General features: G+C 69.3%; 3 protein-coding genes. All 3 read left to right on the top strand.

All coding sequences use genetic code 11. The annotated features are described in order from the left end of the window. Positions 1–2,817 (top strand): PE family protein (locus EET13_RS30425; protein WP_168991290.1); only part of this gene is annotated, 2,817 nt, incomplete at its 5' end. A 227-nt stretch (positions 2,818–3,044) separates the two neighbouring features. Further along, positions 3,045–3,389 (top strand): DDE-type integrase/transposase/recombinase, encoded by a 345-nt coding sequence (locus EET13_RS16280; protein ID WP_342211279.1) that lies wholly within the window; start codon positions 3,045–3,047, stop codon positions 3,387–3,389. Between the two features lie 430 nt (positions 3,390–3,819). Beyond that, a complete protein-coding gene (locus EET13_RS16275; protein WP_122443262.1) occupies positions 3,820–4,611 on the top strand; it encodes a 3'(2'),5'-bisphosphate nucleotidase CysQ in 792 nt (263 codons plus the stop codon). The last annotated feature ends 277 nt before the right edge of the window (positions 4,612–4,888 follow it).

Here is a 4,888-nt window from a genome sequence, read left to right as displayed (position 1 = left end):
TGGGGTGACGGTGGGGCCGGCGGCGCCGGGGGAGCCGGGACGGCCGGAGTCGACGGCGGGTCCGGTGGGAAGGGCGGCAACGCGTTGTGGTTCGGCCACGGCGGGCACGGCGGTGTCGGCGGGACCGGGGCAGTCGGTGCGACCGGCGGCGCGGGCGCCGCGGGCACTTCGAACGCGCCCAGCGGCGTCGGTGGCACAGGTGGAGTGGGGGGTCAGGGCGGCAACGCCGGCAACGGCGGACTCGGCGGTAACGGCGGTCTGTTGTTCGGAAATGGCGGAGCCGGCGGTGCTGGTGGTATGGGCGGGTCCGGTGGGACAGGCGGGGCCGGAGGTGCGGGGTGGAATGCCACCGGCTCTCCGGACCAGAACGGGGGAGCCGGCGGCAATAGCGGTGGCGGCGGTACCGGCGGCAACGGCGGCATGGGTGGAGCCGGCGGGCACGGCTGGGCATTGTTCGGCTCCGCGGGAGCTAACGGCAACGGCGGGGTCGGTGGTGCGGGCGGTAACCCCGGCGCGCCCGGTAACGGCGGCACCGGTGGCGTGGGCGTCGACGTGTCGTCTGCCGGTGGTATGGGCGGCGCCGGCGGTAACCCGGGCGCGGTGGGCGCTGGTGGCAGCGGCGGTGCGGCCGGTGGGGCGCGTGCCGTGGCCGGAGCGACGGGTGCGGCCGGTGTGATCACGCCGGGCAATGGGGGCAATGGTGGTACGGGTGGCGCCGGATACAGCGCGCCGGGGGGGTACTCCGACGGCGGCCAGGGCGGCCAGGGCGGTCCGGGCGGAACCTATGGCAACGGCGGCACCGGCGGTGCCGGCGGCAACGCGGTCGGCGTCGGCAATGGCGGTGACGGCGGCGATGGCGGTGCCGGGGGACAGCAGGCGGGCACTGGCGGTGCCGGCGGCAACGGCGGCAACGGCGCCAACGTCAACAGCACCGCCGGCAGCGGCAACGGCGGCAACGGCGGCAACGGTGCCGATGTGTCTCAGAACGGTCCCGCGAGTGCCGTCGGCGGCGCGGGTGGCAACGGTGGCAGCAGCGGCATCAACGCATTGCAGGAGTACTACGGTACCGGCGGCACCGGCGGTAACGGCGGCGCCGCGAGCATCAATGACGGCGCTTCCACGGCCACCGCGACCGGCGGCAATGGCGGTACAGGCGGTACCGGGGCTCAGGGCGGGATTGGCGGCGACGGCGGCAATGCCTATACCGCCGGGACCGGCAACGTGATCGCCGGCACCGGCGGCGACGGTGGCTCAGGAATCGGCGGCAGCGGCGGCGTGGGCGGCAATGGCGGCAGCGCAGAAAAAAACAACGGCCTCAATCCGAATAATGCAGTCGGCGGAGTCGGTGGTGCTGGCGGCCATGGCAACGATTTCGGTAGCGGCGGCGCCGGGGGCGACGGCGGCGATGCGTCCATCAACAGCACCAGCTCGTCGGCTCACGCCATCGGCGGCGCCGGCGGCGCCGGCGGGGTCACTGCAGCGACCAATGCGGGTGGAGGCACCGGCGGTCTTGGCGGGACCGGCGGCACCGCGACCAACTACGGATCGGGAAACGCCACCGGCGGCTCCGCCGGCGCCGCCGGCACCGGCTTCAACGGTGGGGGCGGCGGCAGCGGCGGCTCCGCGTACAACTACGGAACCGGAAACGCCATCGGCGCGGCCGGTGCGAACGGCGCCGGCGGGACCGCGGGCCTTGGCGGTGCGGGCTTTAGCGGCGGTGCCGGCGGCAACGGCGGCTCGGCCTACACCTACGGCACCGGAAACGCCACCGGCGCCGTCGGGGCCAACGGCACCGCCAGCTCCGGCGGGTATGGCGGCAATGGCGGCAATGGCGGCAATGCGACCATCGCTAATGGCGCCTCGACAGCTAATGCCACCGCTGGACGGGGCGGGGTCGGCGCAAACGGATACCTCGGCGGCGGCAACGGCGGCAACGGCGGTGATGCCTCAACCACCGGAACCGGACAAGTCGTGGCCGGCAACGGCAGCAACGGCGGCAACGGTATCGGCAGCACTGGGACTGGCGGTGACGGCGGCAACGGCGGCGATGCGAAAATCACCAATAACGCTTCCACAGCTAATGCCACCGCTGGTAGGGGCGGGGCCGGCGCAAACGGTTACCTCGGCGGCGGCAACGGCGGCAATGGCGGTGATGCCTCCACTATCGGAACCGGACGAGTTAGCGCCGGTTACGGGGGCCAAGGCGGCAGCGGTGCCGACAGCACCGGTACCTTAACCGGCGACGGCGGCAATGGCGGCAACGGCGGCAACGCAACAATCAACAACCAACACAATGCGAATGACGCCCGTGGCGGCAACGGCGGGAACGGCGGCGCTGGCTACAACGGAGCGGCTGGTCACAGCAAAGGCGGTGCGGGAGGCGTCGGTAACGTCGATGTGGCCGCCGACGGCGCTAACGCCTACGGCGGCAACGGCGGTGCCGGCGGCTACGGCACCGTGTACGCAGGCGCCGGTGGGTCCGGCGGGACAGCCAGCAGCAATGGCCCCCACAACAACGCCACCGGCGGCAATGGCGGGGTAGGCGGCACCGGCGGCCATGGCGGGCACGGCGGCGCTGGCGGTACCGCATATAACTACAGCATGCAAGGATCGGCTCACGGCGGCCACGGTGGCAATGGCGGCGCCAGCCAGGCGACCGGTGCCAATGGCGGCGACGGCGGCAACGGTGGGAACGCCTTCGCGGGCATAGCGGTAAATGCCACCGGCGGCGGTGGTGGAAGCGGCGGACAAGGTGGCCCCGGTGGGTCCACCGGTAGCTCCGGTTCCAAGGGAATAGCCGGGCAAACGATCCCCTGACGGTGAGTAAGGGATCGCAACGGTGAGTGTGGCACTTTCTGACGCTCGGGCGGAGTCGACCATCGATGATGCAGGGGCGGGTGCCGACTCGACTGAGTAAGCGTGTGCGGATCGCGGGTCAATTCGGAGCTGGTCGCGTACGCACCCCAACGACGTGTGGAGTTGGGGTACCACCCGGCTGCACGGATCGATCCGCAGCGAGCTTTACCAGCCGTATGTGATGCTCGATATCTTCCAGCCGCTACCCGGTTGGCTGGCGCATCGAGCACCACGAGGACGCCGAGGTTGCCCAGGACTGGATGGCCGAGCTGACCGCCCTGCACGGCCGTTCCAGAGCGATCCACGCCGACCGGGGCTCGGCAATAACCTCGAAGAACGTCGCCCAGCTGCTAGTCGTTCTCGGTGTGAAATACCGCAATGACTTTCCGGAACGGTTCGACTCCATCGAGGACGCCCGCACATGGTGCATAGATTTCTTAGACTACCTACGACACGAACATCGCCATTCCGCATCGGGCCTGCACACCCCGGCCGCGATCTGCTTCGGCGCCGCCGCCGAGATCCAGGTTTAACGAGCCGAGGTCATGGCAAACGCCTACGCCGACAACCCGAAGCGCTTCGGCGCCCCACCGGTACCACCAAACTGTCCACCGTGGCATGGATCAACCCGCCGAACCCACAACTGAAAATAGTGTCCATAGAGTAAGACACTGTCTCAAAGACCTTGACACAGCTACCGATCTGAATCGTGATATTTAGCTGGCCGCCAAGGGTTTTCGCGCCAGCGGCGGACCCTGTGCGTGGACCGGCGTGTGGGTCGGATTGATACGCAGCGACCGCGGCGGCCTGGCCGGGCAGTCCGGTGTCGACAGCGTGGGTTATTGGGAATCGGGTGTAATCGTTGGCACCACACGATTGCCGTCGGATCGCAATGCGCAGCTCCGCGTCCGAATCGCGCCCGGTCCCGTTTGCCGGGCGTACGTTCAGCTCCGCGATACTGAATTGGTGAGCCACGCTGCGGATGCCCTGACTGACGCGCAGCTAGCTGCCGACCTTGCTGCCGAAGCCGGGGAGTTGTTGCTGGCGGTGCGCGACGAGGTCGGCTTCGACCAACCGTGGGCGCTCGGCGACGCCGGCGACGCCCGGGCCAACTCGCTGCTGGTGCGGCGGCTACGAGCTGCACGACCCGGTGATGCGGTGCTCAGCGAGGAAGCCCACGACGATTTGGTCCGGCTGAAGTGCGACCGGGTGTGGATCATCGACCCGTTGGACGGTACACGCGAGTTCTCGACCCGAGGCCGCGACGACTGGGCGGTTCATGTCGCCTTGTGGCAGCGCACTACCAATGGCAGACCGCAGATCACCGACGCGGCGGTTTCACTGCCGGCCCGCGGGAACATCGTGTACCGAAGCGACACCGTCACTGCCGACGCCGCGCCCACCGGCATTCCAGACGTCATCAGAATCGCCGTCAGCGCCACCCGACCGCCGGCGATCCTGCATTACATTCAGCAGACGGTGGATATCGAATTGGTGCGGATCGGCTCGGCGGGAGCCAAGGCGATGGCAGTGATCGACGGCTACGCCGACGCCTACTTGCACGCCGGAGGCCAATGGGAATGGGATTCCGCGGCGCCGGCCGGAGTGGTGCTCGCTGCGGGAATGCACGCGTCACGCTTGGACGGCTCGCCGTTGCAGTACAACCAACTTGACCCCTACTTGCCCGACTTGTTGATGTGCCGAACGGAGCTGGCACCCGTCCTGCTTGGTGCTATGCGGCGGACGTGGCGGTAGGCCATCAGCTAATCGTGGGACCGAGGGCGCCGGTGGTGTCGAGTGGGCGTGCAGCGCGTCGAGCCTGCTCGCAGGGCGTCGAGTGTGAGCCGGTGGCGTCGAGCGTGCTTGCAGGGCGGCCGACATGCAAATCGGACGCCGTAGCTGCACACTCAAAGCCCGACGTTCACACTCGTTGCGGCGAACGCCGCTGCGCTGACCGCGACATCGTTGGGCGCAGACTAATCGCCCATCCCACGAGTTAATCGCCCATTCCACAAGCCCGCCCCCCAAGCCC

It is taken from the genome of Mycobacterium attenuatum (genome assembly GCF_900566085.1).
Taxonomy (GTDB): domain Bacteria; phylum Actinomycetota; class Actinomycetes; order Mycobacteriales; family Mycobacteriaceae; genus Mycobacterium; species Mycobacterium attenuatum.
This window is presented reverse-complemented; position numbering and strand designations above follow the sequence as displayed.